General features: G+C 37.4%; 13 protein-coding genes and 3 pseudogenes. 3 read left to right on the top strand and 13 right to left on the bottom strand.

The features are described from left to right. Positions 1-107: 107 nt before the first annotated feature. Both rbtA and ACSC97_RS15935 read left to right on the top strand, forming a co-directional pair. Positions 108-1136 (top strand): annotated as a pseudogene (rbtA, locus tag ACSC97_RS15930) (rhombotarget A); the annotation flags it as partial. A gap of 18 nt (positions 1137-1154) precedes the next feature. Further along, positions 1155-3611 carry a CSLREA domain-containing protein gene (locus ACSC97_RS15935; protein WP_436661909.1) on the top strand — a complete coding sequence of 819 codons (2457 nt, stop codon included), beginning with the start codon at positions 1155-1157 and terminating at the stop codon, positions 3609-3611. A gap of 53 nt (positions 3612-3664) precedes the next feature. On the opposite strand, the gene ACSC97_RS15940 is transcribed toward ACSC97_RS15935, so the two are convergent. From ACSC97_RS15940 to ACSC97_RS15960, 5 genes are all read right to left on the bottom strand, one after another. Further along, positions 3665-4054, bottom strand: a complete 390-nt coding sequence (locus ACSC97_RS15940; RefSeq protein ID WP_075696271.1) for a DUF3106 domain-containing protein — start codon at positions 4052-4054, stop codon at positions 3665-3667. Beyond that, complete coding sequence (locus ACSC97_RS15945) at positions 4044-4367, bottom strand: hypothetical protein (RefSeq protein ID WP_004913595.1); 324 nt, start codon at positions 4365-4367, stop codon at positions 4044-4046. The genes ACSC97_RS15940 and ACSC97_RS15945 overlap by 11 nt, the downstream gene beginning before the upstream one ends. Continuing rightward, a complete protein-coding gene (locus ACSC97_RS15950; RefSeq protein ID WP_039047271.1) occupies positions 4360-4971 on the bottom strand; it encodes an RNA polymerase sigma factor in 612 nt (203 codons plus the stop codon). The genes ACSC97_RS15945 and ACSC97_RS15950 overlap by 8 nt, the downstream gene beginning before the upstream one ends. A 157-nt stretch (positions 4972-5128) precedes the next feature. After that, positions 5129-5905 (bottom strand): TrmH family RNA methyltransferase, encoded by a 777-nt coding sequence (locus ACSC97_RS15955; RefSeq protein ID WP_436661912.1) that lies wholly within the window; start codon positions 5903-5905, stop codon positions 5129-5131. A 57-nt stretch (positions 5906-5962) separates the two neighbouring features. Next, the gene (locus tag ACSC97_RS15960; RefSeq protein WP_436661914.1) at positions 5963-6934 is read right to left on the bottom strand and encodes a class 1 fructose-bisphosphatase; all 972 of its coding nucleotides are present in this window, start codon (positions 6932-6934) and stop codon (positions 5963-5965) included. Between the two features lie 176 nt (positions 6935-7110). Here ACSC97_RS15960 and ACSC97_RS15965 point away from each other — a divergent pair, with 176 nt between their 5' ends. Beyond that, on the top strand, positions 7111-7305 hold the full coding sequence (locus ACSC97_RS15965) for an NF038105 family protein (RefSeq protein ID WP_004913584.1): 195 nt from the start codon (positions 7111-7113) through the stop codon (positions 7303-7305). A 44-nt stretch (positions 7306-7349) separates the two neighbouring features. On the opposite strand, the gene pal is transcribed toward ACSC97_RS15965, so the two are convergent. From pal to ACSC97_RS16005, 8 genes and pseudogenes are all read right to left on the bottom strand, one after another. After that, complete coding sequence (gene pal, locus ACSC97_RS15970; RefSeq protein WP_416700229.1) at positions 7350-7916, bottom strand: peptidoglycan-associated lipoprotein Pal; 567 nt, start codon at positions 7914-7916, stop codon at positions 7350-7352. Between the two features lie 22 nt (positions 7917-7938). Continuing rightward, on the bottom strand, positions 7939-9222 hold the full coding sequence (tolB, locus tag ACSC97_RS15975; RefSeq protein WP_035338630.1) for a Tol-Pal system beta propeller repeat protein TolB: 1284 nt from the start codon (positions 9220-9222) through the stop codon (positions 7939-7941). A gap of 100 nt (positions 9223-9322) precedes the next feature. Further along, positions 9323-10582, bottom strand: a complete 1260-nt coding sequence (tolA, locus tag ACSC97_RS15980) for a cell envelope integrity protein TolA (protein ID WP_436661916.1) — start codon at positions 10580-10582, stop codon at positions 9323-9325. Positions 10583-10585: 3 nt separating this feature from the next. Then, positions 10586-11038 carry a protein TolR gene (tolR, locus tag ACSC97_RS15985; RefSeq protein ID WP_125298402.1) on the bottom strand — a complete coding sequence of 151 codons (453 nt, stop codon included), beginning with the start codon at positions 11036-11038 and terminating at the stop codon, positions 10586-10588. Further along, the gene (tolQ, locus tag ACSC97_RS15990; protein WP_004913568.1) at positions 11038-11736 is read right to left on the bottom strand and encodes a protein TolQ; all 699 of its coding nucleotides are present in this window, start codon (positions 11734-11736) and stop codon (positions 11038-11040) included. Before tolQ ends, tolR begins: the two co-directional genes overlap by 1 nt. A 24-nt stretch (positions 11737-11760) precedes the next feature. Continuing rightward, positions 11761-12168 carry a tol-pal system-associated acyl-CoA thioesterase gene (ybgC, locus tag ACSC97_RS15995; protein ID WP_436661919.1) on the bottom strand — a complete coding sequence of 136 codons (408 nt, stop codon included), beginning with the start codon at positions 12166-12168 and terminating at the stop codon, positions 11761-11763. Between the two features lie 150 nt (positions 12169-12318). Continuing rightward, positions 12319-12909: pseudogene (locus tag ACSC97_RS16000) on the bottom strand (hypothetical protein); the annotation flags it as partial. Between the two features lie 16 nt (positions 12910-12925). Then, positions 12926-13018 (bottom strand): annotated as a pseudogene (locus tag ACSC97_RS16005) (IS5/IS1182 family transposase); the annotation flags it as partial.

Below are 13018 nucleotides of genomic sequence, written 5' to 3' on the forward strand. Positions count from 1 at the left end.
GTTTGATTGGTTTTGGAAAAAAAGAAGAATTTAAGAAAGTGCTCGCAATTTTAAGAAAGAAAAAGCCTGATAGGACAAGGGCCCTATGAAATTTGTCGTGTACAGAGGTTAATAATATAACAATGATTAAAAACGCTGCTGGATTATATTTGCAAGCACCCAAATGGACCTCCAAGACAACAACTGGGGAGACAACTACAGAAGAAAAATTTCCAAGTGCATTTGTATCAAATAGTATAATTGTTGATAACGGTGCTATAAATTGTGTTACATCATCCGATGATGAGTCAGTCGTTCAAAGTACGCTGACAACATCAGACTGTAATTTACATGCACCTGCTGAACGACCAAATTTTATGTGGGATAAAAATAATCTAAAGCATAAATTAATTGCGGGTGACAGTGTTGAAAAAGATATATGTGATGCACCTCCTGCAGATGGTCTACTATGTCCATTTACAACTCCCAAAGATCAACTACTTGGCTTTTTTAAACCAAGATTATTGACCTCCTATTCAACTTTATCCGATTCCTTAATTGTTAATAAAGGAAGAATATACAGTGATGGGACTTCTATCGGTTTAGCAAGTTGTGAAGCAAGTGATCAGCGTGGTAAAAATAGAAGTGGGTATGATGAGCTTTGTGATTTAGGTGCAATAGAGCTGATAGTTAATAGAGCTGAAGTTCCAATTGCAGGTCAAGATATTCTATACGGGCAAGTTGCTAAATTTAATATTAGTGAAAGTCTATTAGATGGTGAGCTGTTAGATTCTGCATCATGTGAGCGTATATTAGGAAAACGTTCTGATGGTCAAAATTGGCAGCCTGGATGTCTAGAAGTTCAGCAAACATTAACACCTTCAAAAGGCAAGCTCACAATTGATCAATTTGGCAATATTGTTTATACACCTAACGGCAATTGGCATGGTGCAGACAAATTCAATTTGCGTATTATTACAACGACCACACGTTTCAACGATGTTTCAAATTATTACATCACCATTCCTACAACGATCGTTCAAGATCCACCAAATAATTTTGAAAGTAAAACAGTAAACGTTTCTGGTGGTAGTTTAGGATTAACGTCAATTCTAATGTTATTAGGATTAATTGGTTTCCGAAGATTTAAAGCTTGATAAAGGGATTTGATTGAGATGAAAAATTATAAAAAAGGAATTCTAGCAACGATGATCGTTGCAACGATGCCATTATTCGCTGCTACAAGTAATGATGTTATTAAAGTTAATACGTTCGTTGACGAAGATGGTGAGAACAATAACGCATGTTCATTGCGTGAAGCTCTAAAAGCCGCTGAAATTAGGAGAAACTACGGCGGCTGCACAGTATCTGATATTTCATCTGCTACTAGAAAACAAATTCAGTTAGAAGCTGGTATATATGTCTTAAAGCAAGAGCTGGTTCCTAATGTTAATGTTGTGATTTATGGTGCAGCACCAGTAGATTGGGAAAAGAGAAGTCTAATTACCAATCAATATCCAGCGCAAACTGAAAATAAGACCATTATTGATGGAAATAATGCTTCTCGAATTTTTAATACAGCAATTGGTTCTAAAGCATTAACACTGAATAATTTGATGCTTCGAAATGGCAAAACAAATGATCGTGGTGCAGCGATTTATGCAGGTGCAGATATTAGTTTGCAAAATGTACAGATATTGTCATCGCAAGCTGGTATTTCTGGTGGTGCTATTTTCCTTGCTGGTCCCACTACAGGTTTAACTATTTCGAATTCAGTGATCGAAAATAACGTCTCCCCAGAAGGTAGTGTCTTGGGAATGAGTTGCTTCAACGATAATGTATATTCCCAACGTAAAATAAATCTATCATCAAGTAGTGTAATTAAAAATGGTTCAATAAATTCTGCTAGTATTTTTAATTTTTGTGGAGAGCCAACTGTTAATTTAAGCACTAATACAATTGCGAAAAATACCAGTAATTCTACAAATGGTACTGTGTTGAAGTTTACTGGAGATACTCAAGCAGGTAATACGACTAATAACACATCTAGTATTTTAAGTAATGCTAGTAGCCTCGAGTTAATGAGTAACACAATTGTTGAAAACCAAGCTAATACAATTTTTTTGTATGATAAAATTGGTTTGAAATTATTAAGTTTCAATATCTTATCACATAATTCAAGTAGTTATGCTTGCCGTTATTTACTTGGTCCTGCATCAGAGGAAAAATCAGCTCAAATATTCCTAGATTACAATGCACTTACACTAACTGGATCAAATAAATGCGATTTGCCTAAAGAGGTGATACCAGAGGGGAAACATACAAACTTAGATATAAGTAATATCACTAATTTGCGAACATTATTAAGTAGTTTACAACCTGCGTCTGAGAGTACGGCATTTATGCCACTGTATTATCCAAATAATAATAAAACGACAACAGATCTAGTGGATGTAAGTTCGGCTGAGAATGATAACTGTGGAGCCAAAGATCAAAGAGGAATAGCTCGTATTGTTGATGGTACTTTGTTCTATGATCCTAATGCGCGCAATAGTTGTGATATTGGTTCTGTTGAATTAATGAAATTAACAGCTGGTGATTTGGAAGATTTATCGAATACATCTATCAAACAACTAGCTGAAAGTTATAAAGCACAAATTGAAAGATTTGAATTTCTTATTAGAAATCCAGATAGTTCATTATTCTTGACATCAGATAAATATAATTTAGAAAAATTTAAGAAATTAAATGAAAGTTTAAATAATAATTTACATTATCGAGCAATTTATATCGATTTAAGCCGATATCAATTGCCTATTCCTCAAGAGATTGTATTGAGTGATGGCAGTCACAGATTACAGTTTTTCAATAACGAGAACTACATTGTTACTACAGAAGCTCTAGGAAAGGGGCAAATTAATGATACGATCACGAACATCGATGAAACGGATAAACCGAATCTAGTTTGTGAATGGAACAGCGATCTTGAACAAATTATTTTCTACAGAAAGGATGATACGATCACTCAAGCGGGTGATAAGATTTTCTGTAAATATACGATTCAATCGAGAGCTGATTCTAATATTAAGTCTTCAGGTTTGATCAAAGCGGCATTTGTTAATGTACCTCCTGAGGCTAAAAATACATCTGTGACACTAAAATATCAGCAGAATCAAACTGTTTCATTAGATTTATTAAAATTATCTAATGATTTTGGTGATACTGGTGAGGGTGGTAAAGGTCCTGATAAAGAGCCGAATAAACCTCAATTTTGGAGAAATGCTGATGGGATTGAATTACCAATACGATTGTCTAATGTTCCAACAAAAAATTTAGTTGTGACTGCTGATCGCCAAGGTGCATGTCCAGAACCTGATCAAAAAGAAACATGTTACGGTGGCAATATTTATATTAAGGAATCTAATACATTCAACCCATTTAACTATTCATTCAATTATCAGGTATATGATGCTGATGGTGCTATTTCTAATACTGCTACAGTAAGTGTTATTAGCACAGCGACAACTACTGATGATACGCGTAATGCAAGTAACAATGGTGGCGGAAGTATTGGAGTGTTTTCAATATTTGGCTTAATAGGTTTATTAGCTTACCGTCGTTTTAGAAAATAAAAGATAAAAAATAGCGCCTTAAGGCGCTATTTTTTTATATGTTAAAATAATTTTTAATGTTCTGCATATTTACTTAGATATTCTTCTCTGATTGATACGCGCTCTTCAATACTGGCATTCTGCATTCTTTTACGCAAGGTATTGCGTTCTTGAGTATTCATTTTCTGCCACACATCACGCATTTTTTGCTTTTCATCTTCAGGTAGCTGCGTAAACCACTCCATACGCTGTTGTAGTTGCGTGCTTTGGTTGGTTGGTATTTCTTTCAATGTTTGATAGCGTTTAATTAAGAGTTGCTGCTCTTCAGGTGATAGATCTTCCCACGTTTCTTCTGTTGTCGGTTTATTTGGTTTTGAAAAAACCCAAAAACGTTCTGAACTTGCAAAACTTGTTTGCAATAAGCCTAACGTACACACAACAAGTGCTAACTTTTTAGCTGCCATGTGGAACTCGATCCTCGCCAAACGCCATTAACATTTCCATATCTTCGACCATTTGTGGTGAAAGTTTTGGATTTACGATTACTTGATTTTGTGGCTTATCTGCTAAATCTATTGAGTTTGGTAAAACTACAATACCTGTAATTGCAGCGGCCAAAGCAAAACCAGTCATTTTCCAAATACTGTAGTAAGATGTCGGTTTCTTTTGGACCGTATCTAAAACATGATTCATGACCAGCATTTTATTATGATGCTGTTCTTTTGCTAGTTGGTCTAGTTTGGAAGTCACTTGTTTGGTGAACTCATCTTTATTCATCTGATGAACCTCCCGAATGTGGATTTAAATGCTCTAAAGCGATTCTGAGTCCTTGTATTGCACGGTGATAGTGGGTTTTTACACTACCTTCGCTACAATCCATGATTTGAGCTGTAGTGATCGTGTCAAATCCTTCCCATGCTCTTAACATGAATGCTTGTTGTTGACGAACAGGTAATTTATGAATTGCATCCTGAATTTCTTCCATTGTTACTTCTTGATTTAGAAATTCGAATGGATTGGGTGTTGATTCATCAACTACATCAATTAGTTCTTCGTCATCATCTATACTAATTTTTTTAAACAAAGAGAAAGGGCTTGCTCTGCGTGCTTCTTTCCGTCTCCAGTCTTGTAATTTATTGTTTAGAATAGTGTAAAACAGGGGATACCATTCATCCACTGTTTTATCTGAATATGATTTGTGCAATGAGATAAATGCTTCTTGCACTAAATCCATAGCAATGCCTTGTTGACCTTGTGTTGCACTTTCCATCATTACAAGCGCACGACCTGTAACGTCTTGCATAAAAAAGCGAAGACGTTGTTCAACAGTACCTGTATGTGTACCGCTATCGGTTTGAGCCTGTTTAGGTGCTAAATCCATAGAGATGGAAAATCCTGTCATGGATACCCACCATTATTATCAATTCATTATCTATATAACGTTGAAAATGGTGAATGCGTTGACAACTTAAGCAATTATTTTAGCAGTGTAATTGATTTTTTCCGCAAATAAAGCGCATTTAAAGTAAATTAACGTTTTATTGACGTTGGCGGACCATTTCAAAAAAGCAGATTGATCCAGCAATCGCGACATTTAGAGACTCTTGACCACCAGGTTGTGGGATGGTGACAGCTTCTGCATGCTCAAGTGCATAATCAGAGACACCTTGACCTTCATTTCCTAAGATCCAGACACAGGCCTGAGTTAAATTTTTTGAATAAAGGCTTGTTGATCGGTGCGAGCTAGTTACAAAAACAGGGATTTCAAATTTTGGAAGAATGTCGGTTAACTGAAAATTTTCAAAACAGTTAACACTAAAGTGAGCGCCCATACCTGCACGCAACACACGTGGAGACCAAAGAGAAGCTGAACCTTGGGTGCAAATGATTTGTTTTATATTCGCCGCGGCTGCTGAACGAAGCAATGTCCCGACATTTCCAGGATCTTGAACATTTTCTAAGATTAAAGTATCTGCTTTGAAATCGATGGTTTGCGAGGTTTTTGGAAGATCAACAATCGCTAAGCAAGGTAGGGTATTCCCTAATGTACTCAAATCTTTGTAAAGTACTTCACTTATAATGAAAATATGACCTTGATGTATTTCAATAATTTCTTGCAGCTCAGGATGATCCAAAGCTTGCTCAGTTGTAAATAAAGAAAAAATTTTTCTTTGTTGTTGTAACCAAGATAAACAGAGATGTGTACCTTCTAGAACAGTTTGTTGATGTTTTTTTCGAGCACTATTTAACTCGATTAAACCACGCAAATGTTTGATTTTTGCATTGTCTTTTGATTCTAGAAAGATAACAGCCATAAATAAATTGTCCAAAAGAGCATCATAAGTCTATGATGCTCTGAGTTTTAAGAGAGATTAATGATAGCTAGTTACAAGTTCAACTTCATTTTTCGAACCAATGATAACAGGTACACGTTGATGTAACTCAGTTGGTTGAATATCCATGATGCGAACACGACCTGTCGTTGAAGCTCCGCCTGCTTGCTCAATTAACATGCTCATAGGATTCGCCTCATACATTAAACGTAAACGACCTGCTTTTTTAGGATCTTTCAAATCGTAAGGATATAAGAAGATACCACCGCGGCATAAAATGCGATGAATATCCCCAACCATACATGCAACCCAACGCATATTAAAATCTTTTTCACGTACAGATGTTTTTCCAGCTAAGAGTTCATCAATATAACGTTTTACAGGATTTTCCCAATGACGTTGATTTGATGCATTAATTGCAAACTCTTGAGTGTCTGAAGAAACTTGTACGCTCTCTGTCGTTAATAAATATGTTTCTGTATTTGGATCTAAAGTAAAGAACACAACACCTGCACCAACTGTTAATGCCAACATGGTTGATGGTCCGTAAAGTACATAGCCTGCAGCGACTTGTTCTGTACCTGCTTGCATAAAGTCAGCAGATTGAGTTACCGCATTTTTTGCAGGTAAAATCGAGAAAATTGTACCCACACACATATTAATATCAATGTTGCTTGAACCATCTAAAGGATCAAAAAGTACGAGATATTTACCGTTTTCTTGTGCTGGCGTGAAATCATCTAATTCTTCAGAAGCCAAGCCACCGACTTGTGGGTGTGACTTCAAAGCATCGATTAAATAATCATTTGAAATCACATCTAATTTCTTTTGTGTTTCACCCTGCACATTTTCATTTTCAGCACTACCTAATATTCCTGCTAGAGCGCCTTTTTGAAGTGCTTGATCAATTGTCTTACAAGTGTTTGCAATCGTTTCGATGACTTGTGCCAACTCAGGTGTCAAATTCCCATGTTGTTGTTCTAAGTATTGGGATAAGGTCTGGTTTGACATATTAAATAGCTCCAATTTAGCCGAGTCAAAAGTTGATAAAAATATTTTCGCTATTCTAGATGAGAACGCCCCAAAATAAAAATTATCTTACTTTATTTATGTTGCTTTTATGATTACAAGAATCAGATTACATGCTATGTTGATTGCATACTAAACAGGAGGTTTGGAGAACAACGATGACAACCAAAAATTTTGATGCAACTCCCACGCCAAGCGAACCGATTAGTTTAGAACAAATTTCTAAAGAAAATGTCAAAGATGCTTGGAAAGAGTACGAAGCAAAACCTGAATATAAAGAGTTTAATAAACATGATTTGATTGAGTCGATGCAATCAGATCATGATAATCAGCAGACTTCGCGAAATGATTAAGAAATAAAAAAGCTCACTGTTAGTGAGCTTTTTTATTTGTAAGTTTATTTCAATAATGGTGGGACAGCTTCGTAGTTAATTTCAACGCGACGATTTTCTTTCCAAGCTGCTTCATCATGTCCAGTATTGACTGGTGCTTCTTTACCATAGCTTACTGCTTCGAGTTGCTGTGGATTCACACCATTGGTGATCAAGAAACTCTCAACTGCTTTTGCACGACGCTCACCTAAAGCCATGTTGTACTCACGAGTACCACGCTCATCAGTATGGCCTGTAAGTGCAACTTTAGAGTTTGCATTTGCGACTAGAAACTGTGCATGAGCTTGAAGTGTTTGATAGTCTTCATTTGATAGGTCACTGCTGTCATAGTCGAAGTGAACAACACGTTTAGCCAAGAATGCTTTATTTGCCGCAGTAACGCCTTTAGAAGATGCACCTGCAAGATTTTGTGCATTCAATGCAGCATCTTCACTCAATCCTGTTGTATTTACTGTTGTGGAACCATTTGGTGTATTGCCTGTGGTAATTTCAGAAGCAGGTTTACGGCTTGCACATCCAGTAAATACAAGTGTTGCCGCGATTAAAGGAAGTGTAAGATATTTAATATTCATGAAGTTCTCCAATTAATAAAATTTATTTCGGTGCCCAAGCTGGTTCGCGCACTTCACCTTGCTCACTTGGTAAATTCATACGGAAACGACCATCAGTAGACATGATTGATAAAAGACCTCGACTACCTTCACGAGTTGCGTATACAACCATTTGCCCATTAGGTGAGAAACTTGGCGATTCGTCTAAGCTTGTTGGTGTCAAAATATTGGTAATACCTGTATTGATATCTTGTAACGCAACTTTATAACTACTTCCGCTAGGGCGGTGTACTAAAGCAATCTTTTTACCATCAGCACTCAGTGTGCCACGTGCGTTAAATGCACCTCTAAATGTCAAACGTTTTACAGAACCATCATCAAAACTGTAGCGATATATTTGTGGAGAACCACCACGATCTGAGGTGAAGATAAATGACTTGCCGTCAGGTGCATAGCGTGCTTCGGTATCAATTGCAGAATCATTTGTCATACGCTTAACTTGGCGCGTATTTAGATTCATTTGATAAATTTCGGGATTACCATGCATAGACGCAGTAAATAACATGGATTGCCCATCAGGAGAGAAGCTTGGTGCTCCATTGAGCCCTCTAAAACTTGCTAGAACTTCCCGTTGACCTGTTGCTAAATCTTGTAAGTAAATAGCAGGGCGTTTCGTTTCAAATGAAACATACGCAATTTTCTTTGCATCTGGTGACCATGTTGGTGACAAAATTGGATCACGTGATGACAAGACCGTTTTAGGCTGTTCACCATCAGTATCTGCAATTTGTAATGTATAGCGTTGAGCGGGTGTTGCTTGATTACGAAGTACGTATGCGATACGACCACTAAAATCACCTGCGATACCAGTTAATGCTTGGTAAATTGCATCACTGATCATATGTCCAGCTTGACGAATACGTGAACTCGGTACAGTTAAAACCTCATTCAAGAGATATTGCTGTTTTTGTACGTCATAAAGTTGATAGTGAACTTCAAATGAATTTGCATCAATAGGTTTGATTTGCCCAACAACAACATATGGAACACCAGCATTTTGCCAATCTGCCGCTTGAATTTGATTTAATGCAGCCGATGCAGGTAGATTCTTTGATGCACTTGTAAAGCGACCTGAGCGATTTAAATCATTTTCAACAATTGGATAAATTGCATTGTCATTTGTAAAAGGGATGATAGCAATTTTAGGCGCTTGTTCTGGTGCTTTTGCAATTTCTAAATGAAGCTGTGCAAATGCAGAAACAGGGATTGCTGCGCTAATTGCAGTAAATACTGCTAGAGAGATGAGGTGCTTACGAGTCTTATCCATAGTTACAATTACTTGCGTTCGTATTTTTGTGGCTGTTGAATTATTTAGCATAGTTACATGCTTTGTGCTATTAAAAGCATGTAACGTTAACTATTCATTACTATTTTGCAGTAAAACTTGAAGTAAAGCTTCTTGCTTCACGTCGAGCATCAGGATCTTCAGGCATTGGATAGGGAGCGGCTGCACGAACTGCTGCTTCAATACTAGCTTTCATGTCGGGATCAGAAGAATTAACAATCACAGACATAACTGCACCACTATCATTCAGTGTGACCCGAGCTGTAGCTTTTTGACCAGATGAGCTTAATGGAATATTCCATGCACGTTTGATTTTGTTCTCAAAATCACGCTTAGCTGTTGAGGCAATTTTTTTAGCTTCAGCTTTTTTCTGAGCAGCTTCTTGCTCGGCTTTTTTTGCAGCAGAAGCTTTTGCTTCCTCCGCATCTGCTTTAGCTTTAGCTTCTGCATCGGCTTTACGTTTAGCGTCAGTCTCCGCTTTAGCCTTTGCATCAGCTTCTGTCTTCGCTTTTGCATCAGCTTTACGTTTAGCATCTGCGTCGGCTTTAGCTTTTGCATCTGCATCGGCTTTACGTTTAGCATCAGCATTCGCTTTTGCCTTGGCTTCCGCATCAGCTTTGCGTTTAGCTTCCGCCTCAGCTTTTGCCTTCGCATCAGCCTCTGCTTTGCGTTTGGCATCTACTTCAGCTTTACGTTTAGCATCAGCGTTCGCTTTTGCCTTAGCTTCAGCATCAGCTTTACGTTTTGCATCTTGTTGGGCTTTTAGCTTTGCGTTCTCGGCAGCTTTTTGTTGTGCTAATTTAGCATCCTGTTCAGCTTTTTGGCGTGCTTTTGCATCAGCTTCTTCTTTTAGATCAGTCTTACGCTTAGCTTCAGCAGTTGTCTTTGCTTCTGCTTCAGATCGTTGTTTTGCTGCTAATGCTTCAGCAGCTTTTCTTTGCTGTTCTACTTGCTTCGCTTGAGCAGCTTCTTCACTCTTACGTTTTTGTTCAGCTAATTTCGCCTGTTGTGCTTGCTCTTGTTTCTCTTTCTCTGCAGCAAGTTGTTGAGGGGTAGGTGTTGGAGGTGTAATAGGGATATTTTCAGGTTGAGTATTATCAACAATTGGACTTAATATTTCTTTAGCCTGATTTTCCGAAGTTGTTTCCTGTTCAACCTCTTTAGCTAAGGGTGGTTGAAAGTCTTCAGGTTTTACTAAGACAGTCGTCAGTTTCTTAGGAGGTTCAGGCGGTTTACTTAAACCTAAAAAGAGTAAGCCTACAATAGCAATCGCATGAACTCCAAATGTGAAGCCAAGTGCGATAGCGTTTTGCTTAAATGGTGGCTCGTGAATATTTTTCATAACTTATTTTAAAGGCTCTGTCAGTAAACCCACTTGTGTTAAACCTGCTTCTTGTAGGCTTGCCATCAGTGATACAACTTCACCATAAGGGCGTGATTTTTCACCATTCACGAGAACAGTAAGTTGTTTATTATTTTGCTCGGCTTGTTGTTGTGCCTTCGCTAAAACAGTTTCAAGTTGTTCGAGCGTTAGTGGTTCACTGTCTTTGTAATCTTCATACTGCAAATAGATATTGCCATCTTTACCAATCGTCACCATCGCTGGCATATCTTTAGATTCAATTGGATGATTATTGGCTTGAGGTAAATCAACTTTTATGCCACTGGTAATCATCGGTGCAGTTACCATGAAAATGACCAATAACACTAACATTACATCAATATAAGGGACGACATTCATGTCACTTTTAAGTGGTTTTTTGATGCGCTCGAAACGTCCAGATCGCTGAATTGCCATTATGCATCTTCCTGTGTCGTTCCAATTGATTGACGTTGTAGAAGTGCAATCATTTCCTCAGCAAATAGGGCGCGGTCAGAATAGATACTTTCACCTTTAGCGGTAAAATGGTTAAACGCAAGTACAGCGGGTATCGCTGCAAACAAACCAATAGCAGTTGCGATTAGTGCTTCGGCAATACCTGGTGCAACCGTGGCTAATGTAACCTGATCAACTGCTGCTAAACCGATGAATGCGTTCATAATCCCCCAAACAGTTCCGAACAAACCGATATAAGGAGCAACTGAGCCGATACTAGCTAAAGAGCCAAGACCAACTTCTAAGCCACCTTGATCTCTACTTAAACCTACACGAAGAATACGCTCTGTACCTTCAATAGTTTGTGTAGTATCAGCTTTGCGTTTCTGTAATTTTAAAAACTCACCTAAGCCCTGATAGAAAATATCTTCAAGACCACGACGCTTTGAGTTTAATTGGGCATTATTATAGAGCGTATTTAATTCGGCACCTGACCAAAACATTTTTTGAAAATGCTCGTCATCCTGTTCTGCTTTTTTGAAACCCATATGCAATTTTGCAATCAAATACCAGCTATAAATAGAAGCGAGTAATAAGATCAGCATCACCAATTGTACGACAGGGCTTGCTTGTAAAATCAGGTCAGAGATATGCAGAGAAGATTCTAAATTTGTTGCCATAAGTTAAGTGCCGAAAGTTTATTTTTAGTCCTGTGCTAATTCTTTTTGAATCAGATCACGAATTTCGTCAGGAAGTCGACGTGGCATCATGTCTTTATTCAAACATGCCAACGTAACCTCACCTGAAGCCAGCAAGATTTCACCACGATAAATATTTTGTTGCAACACAAAAGATGCGGCTTTACACGAAATAACACGTGCTGTAACGGTAATTAAATCATCCATTAATATTGGACGTACATATTTGACCTGAATTTGGTGAACCACAAAGTTGTAATTCTCTTGGTGCCAATAATGATCAACGCCAGCTGCTCTTAGCCATTCTGTTCGAGTACGCTCCATATAGCGGATATGATTGGCATGATAGACGATACCGCCTGCATCTGTATCTTCAATATAAACGCGAATGTTGAATTCAAAATGATTTGCCATTTCTTTTACCTATTGGTTTCGTACTGGGAGCGATGAAGGAATGATATGTTCTCGATGAGACTAAGGAAATAGTAATAAATAACATATTCTTGATGCGCATAAAAAAAGCCCTAACATGTAGGGCTTGATCGAAAAGACAATTATTTAAAGTTAATTGAGTTCATCCCATTCAACTGTTTTAGGGAATCCTGTTACTGTTATGCCATCTGCATATGCACTGATTAAAGCCTTGTAATTGCTCGTGTTTGAAATCTTAATTGTATTTTTTATATTGTCAGTGTCTTCAATCATAATTTCAGCAAAATTAGGATAGAAAGCTATTTTATCTGTATCATTTTCAAATCTGACATCACTTTTGAAATTGACTGAGAAAAATTTACTTTCAGGAGTACCTTGAATATTCCCTAGTGCAGTAAGCATAAGATTATTCACATTGAGTTGATAATTATTAATCATCAACTGTTGCGTTTTTTTGGTTTCATCATCAAATACACTTAGTACCATTTCTTTGATTTGATATTGAGTAGTGGCTTGGTTGTATTTACTGACAAAGTCACCATTGAAAGTAATACTCGAATCACTTGGTGGAATGATTTTGAAGTTCTTTAATGAGGTCTCGTAACGTGCAGAATCTGCCGATGATATTACTTTGCTATTTACGGATCCAGAGATGGTGAAAATACCTAAGCGAGTTATAGAGCTGCTGTCATCATTTATATAATCCATAAACTCACAGTCATTAGACCTCTTGCAAAAATCATTTTTCAACCAACTCCATGTTGTAAATTGCAGCAATTAAATTCAGACGTAAACCCATGCGTTTACGCCTATTTCGATAACGTGTAGCCAG

This window comes from Acinetobacter sp. P1(2025), from assembly GCF_051390655.1.
GTDB classification, from domain to species: Bacteria; Pseudomonadota; Gammaproteobacteria; order Pseudomonadales; family Moraxellaceae; genus Acinetobacter; species Acinetobacter junii.

What these genes read in the sequence shown, in the direction of transcription:
- ACSC97_RS15950 (WP_039047271.1), bottom strand. Translation starts at nt 4,971, where the DNA reads ATGGATTTAGCACCTAAACAGGCTCAAACCGATAGCGGTACACATACA.
- tolQ (WP_004913568.1), bottom strand. Translation starts at nt 11,736, where the DNA reads ATGGCAACAAATTTAGAATCTTCTCTGCATATCTCTGACCTGATTTTA.
- tolA (WP_436661916.1), bottom strand. Translation starts at nt 10,582, where the DNA reads ATGAAAAATATTCACGAGCCACCATTTAAGCAAAACGCTATCGCACTT.
- ACSC97_RS15935 (WP_436661909.1), top strand. Translation starts at nt 1,155, where the DNA reads ATGAAAAATTATAAAAAAGGAATTCTAGCAACGATGATCGTTGCAACG.
- ACSC97_RS15965 (WP_004913584.1), top strand. Translation starts at nt 7,111, where the DNA reads ATGACAACCAAAAATTTTGATGCAACTCCCACGCCAAGCGAACCGATT.
- pal (WP_416700229.1), bottom strand. Translation starts at nt 7,916, where the DNA reads ATGAATATTAAATATCTTACACTTCCTTTAATCGCGGCAACACTTGTA.
- ACSC97_RS15955 (WP_436661912.1), bottom strand. Translation starts at nt 5,905, where the DNA reads ATGGCTGTTATCTTTCTAGAATCAAAAGACAATGCAAAAATCAAACAT.
- ACSC97_RS15940 (WP_075696271.1), bottom strand. Translation starts at nt 4,054, where the DNA reads ATGGCAGCTAAAAAGTTAGCACTTGTTGTGTGTACGTTAGGCTTATTG.
- tolR (WP_125298402.1), bottom strand. Translation starts at nt 11,038, where the DNA reads ATGGCAATTCAGCGATCTGGACGTTTCGAGCGCATCAAAAAACCACTT.
- tolB (WP_035338630.1), bottom strand. Translation starts at nt 9,222, where the DNA reads ATGGATAAGACTCGTAAGCACCTCATCTCTCTAGCAGTATTTACTGCA.
- ybgC (WP_436661919.1), bottom strand. Translation starts at nt 12,168, where the DNA reads ATGGCAAATCATTTTGAATTCAACATTCGCGTTTATATTGAAGATACA.
- ACSC97_RS15945 (WP_004913595.1), bottom strand. Translation starts at nt 4,367, where the DNA reads ATGAATAAAGATGAGTTCACCAAACAAGTGACTTCCAAACTAGACCAA.
- ACSC97_RS15960 (WP_436661914.1), bottom strand. Translation starts at nt 6,934, where the DNA reads ATGTCAAACCAGACCTTATCCCAATACTTAGAACAACAACATGGGAAT.